The 3,816-nt window shown below is 71.3% G+C and carries 2 protein-coding genes; both read right to left on the minus strand.

The window, feature by feature from the left end; genetic code table 11:
- Positions 1-28: 28 nt before the first annotated feature.
- The gene (locus tag VLF18_RS18435) at positions 29-3,196 is read right to left on the minus strand and encodes an eCIS core domain-containing protein (RefSeq protein WP_325281089.1); all 3,168 of its coding nucleotides are present in this window, start codon (positions 3,194-3,196) and stop codon (positions 29-31) included.
- On the minus strand, positions 3,193-3,816 hold a 624-nt coding region (locus VLF18_RS18440), incomplete at its 5' end, for a hypothetical protein (RefSeq protein ID WP_325281090.1). The genes VLF18_RS18435 and VLF18_RS18440, both read right to left, overlap by 4 nt.

Below are 3,816 nucleotides of genomic sequence, written 5' to 3' on the forward strand. Positions count from 1 at the left end.
TCTTGCGCGCGCGCGAGGTTTCCATCGGCTATTGCTTGTTGTGCGCGAGCACGCCGCCGGCGAAGTACGTGTGCACGCCTTCGATCGACAGGTCGTAGACCGTGCCGCGCGGCAGCGCGCGCGCGACGGCGGTCACGCGGCGCCGCGTCAGCGCGGCGCCGTCCGGCGCGGCGCTCCACAGCACGTCGTCGACGTCGAGGTCGCCCGCGGCGCGCCAGCTGTCGCCGGCGAAGAGCTTGTGCGCCGGCGTGACGTCGATGCGCACGCCGTCGTCGAGCGTCAGTGCGAGCATCAGCTCCGGTGCGCCTTCGTGCACGCCGGTCACCGCGGCATGCACGAGCCGGTTCGACGCTTCGTCGTAGCTCAGCAGGACATCGCCGATCGCGACCTCGGCGATGCGCCGGCGCGTGCCGTCGGCGAGCGTCACGTGCGTCGAGGCTTCGAAGCAATGTCCGCCGTAGGCGTTGTAGCTGCTCGCCGCGCGCCAGCGGTCGACCGTCGGCAAGGTGCGGCAGCCTTCCTCGATCGCATCGAAGTCTTCTCGGCCGCCCGGAACGAGCTTGTCGCTCGCGTAGTACGTCGCGGCGCCGATGCCGACGCCGACGAGGAATCCGATCACGGCGCCCGCCGCGGTCCCGACGCCCGGCGCGATCGCCGTCCCGATTGCGGCGCCGGCCTTGATGCCCACGACGGTGCTCGCGCCGCCGAGCACGAACGCGCGCGTCGAGCGCACGCCGACTTCGAGGCCCGAGTGCTCGCGGTCCTCGAGGAATCCCATGCTGATCAGCTCCGTCGCGAGCGAACCCGCGCCTCCGCCGATGAACTTGCCGCCGGTGCCGCTGAGAAACGGCATCAGCCGCGACGTGCCGCCGGACGCCGCGATCGACAGGCTGCGCTGCGTGGCGAGGCTCACGGTCAACTGCTCGGTGCCGGCGCCGATGCCGCCGCCGAAGGCGCCCATGCCGCCGGTGGTCGCGAGCTCCGAGGCCCAGTCCGGATGTTCCTTCTCGTCGATGATCATCACGCCGAGCGTCGTCATCACGGCGATGACGCTGCCGGCGGCGGCGCCCTGCGCGGTCGCACCGGCGGTCGCTTTCGCGTTGCCGACGCCGCCGCCGCCGGCGCGCTGTGCGCGTATCCACTCGTCGGTGACGATCGGCGCCATCTGCACGTCGGTGAGCGCGCCGAAGTTCAGGCGCGCAGTCCGCAGGTTGCTCACTTCGGGTCCGGTGATGCCGGCGCGCACGACGCGATTCGCGACGCGCCGGCCGACCTCGCGCTGCGCGGCCGCGTGCTCGTCGGCGGTGATCGTGCCGTTGGACAGCGCCGTGTCGAGCGCGTCGGGCGAGTCGTAGACGTTGGTGGCGATGCGCACGGGATGCTCGCGCATCTCGCCGGCGAAGATCGTGCGATAGCCCTGCCGCGGCGGCTGTCCCGGCGTCCGCCCGGTGTCGTTCCACACGGTGGTCGCGCCGCCCGGCGTTTCCGGCAGCGCGGGGTTCGACAGCACGGCGCGAAAGTTGGCGGCGTCCTCGCTGTTGACCGCGAGATAGGCGTCGGCGAGGACGGTGCTGCGGTTCGTCGTGTACTGCGGACCGGTCGTCGGCTGGCCGGAATACTGCGGCTGGTTCGCGACGTAGTTGCGCAGGCCGGCCTTGCCCGACACGTCGAGCATGTCGGCGAGGCCTTGCCGGTAGTACGAATAGCGGTCGGCCGGCGTCGCCTGCAGGCTCGTCTTCACCGAGACGCGCGCAGCGCCGAGGATCTTCGCCGGCCACGGCTTGCGCTCGAAGTCGAAGCCCGGATAGGCCTCCTGCGCGGGCGTGTAGACGCGGTTGTTGCCGATGTTGGTCCAGTTGCGCGCGTTGAGGTCTTCATTGAAGAAGCCGCCGAAGCCGCTCGTCGCTCTTGCCTGGTAGCCGCCTTCGCCGAAGCGGCCGCGCCATTTCATGATCTCGCCGCCGGAACCGCCGCGGATGTTGCGGTTGAACGGATCGACGAGCTGCGCGTCGAGCGGGTCGTTGTACAGGCCCATGGCCGCGACGAGCATGCTTGCGCCGCCGCCGAGCTGTTCCTCGAGCAGGTCGCGCTGGTACTCCTCGATCGCCATCGTCGCGACGCGTTCGCGCTTGAGCATGTCGTCGAACTGCGCGCGCGACAGGTAGGGCGAGCCTTTCGACGCCGCGGGATCGCCCGCGACGGTCGTGCCGGGAATCTCGACCACGTCCGACGTGCCGTCGCCGTTGTCGAGGATCTGCAGCACGCTCGGCGGCACGCCGGCCGGGAGCTCGGCCATCCACGCATCGCCGAGCGCGACGCGGCGGCCGACCTCGGCTTTCAGGCGCCGCTGCAGATTGCGATGGTCGAAGAATCCGGTCGCGTCGCGGCCGGCCTTGACGGTCGGACCGACGTGATTGAGCTCCGCGAGCAACTGGTAGTTCGTCAGCGACTTGACGTCGACCTTGCACGGATCCCAGTCCGCCGCGTGATCGACCTTCGCCGGGCCCTTGGTCACCGACGGATCGACGACCGCCGGCGGCTGCTCGCATTTGCCCTTCGGATCCGACAGGTCGTAGCTGTCGGGCGACGGCGTGTCCGGCGGATCGCGCCGCACGACGTCGCCGCCCTGCAGCGCGTGCGCCAGCTCGTGGCCGAGCAGACGCTGTCCGTCGCGCGTGCCGCGCGCGTACTCGCCCGCGCCGAACGCGACGTGATCGCCGAGGTTGAACGCGCGTGCGCCGATCCGCGCCGCGCTCGCGGCCGCGCTCGGGTTGTCGTGCACGCGGATCGACGACAGGTCGGCGCGCCAGCTCGCCTCGAACGGCGAGCGTTCCGACGGCGACAGCGCGCGCGAACTGCCGAGATCGAGATTGCCGGCGTCGCGCGACGCGGCGCGGCGCGACGGCTTGCGGCGGACCAGCGCGTCGGTCTTTGCGCGGCAACCGGCGCAGCGCGGCTCGCCGGCCGCGCAGGTACACGACGACGGCCGGCCGGCGAGCGCGCGATCGGCCATGCGGTCGGCTTCGCGCTCGAGCGGATCGTCGGCCGCGCCGATCAGCGATTTCGCGCGCAGCGTGCCGGCGTGGAGAAACTGCTGCAGCGATGCCGCGTCGGCGATGCGCGCGGGCTCGCGCGCCGGCGTCGGCCTGGCCGCCGCGTGCTGTGCCGGTGCCGGCGATTTCTCGGCGGTCTTCATGGACGGCACCCGTAGACGTCTTCGTATTCCCCGACGAAATCGGGATCGAGCTCGTAGCCGTTCATCTCGGCGAGCATCACCTCGCTCTGGTAGAACTGGCACACGCCCTGCGGATTGCTGCCGACGTTGAACCAGGCGGCGGTTTCCGCGAAGCGGTGCGGGTCGGCCAGCACGTCCATGCCTTCGGTGAAACCGCTGACGAGCTTGCGGCCGCCGATGTCGCCGAGGATGCTGCCGACGATCGTGACGCCGGCGACGCAGAGAAATGCCCCAGGGCCGGTCGCGCCGCAGATCGCCGCGCGGCCGAGCGCGTTCGCGACCCAGCCGCCGACCGCGCCGCCGCCCCAGCCCGACGCTTCTTCGAGAATGACGCGCTGGCGTTCCTTGCCCGGCTCGGCGTTCGCAATGCGCTGTGCGGAGTTGTACGCGCCGTAGAGCATCAGCACCGTGCCGCCGACGCGGATCGCGCCGCCGGCGAGCATCGTCGGGCCGATGCGTTTGCGCGCGAGGTTCGGGCCGAGTTCCGCGTCGCCGAAGAAGTACTTGTCGGCCGGATCGAGGAAGCGCCTGGAGCTGCCGCCTTCCTCGGGCACGAACGGCACCGGCTCGTGCGGACCGAG

It is taken from the genome of Tahibacter sp. (assembly GCF_035481375.1).
Classification (GTDB): domain Bacteria; phylum Pseudomonadota; class Gammaproteobacteria; order Xanthomonadales; family Rhodanobacteraceae; genus Tahibacter.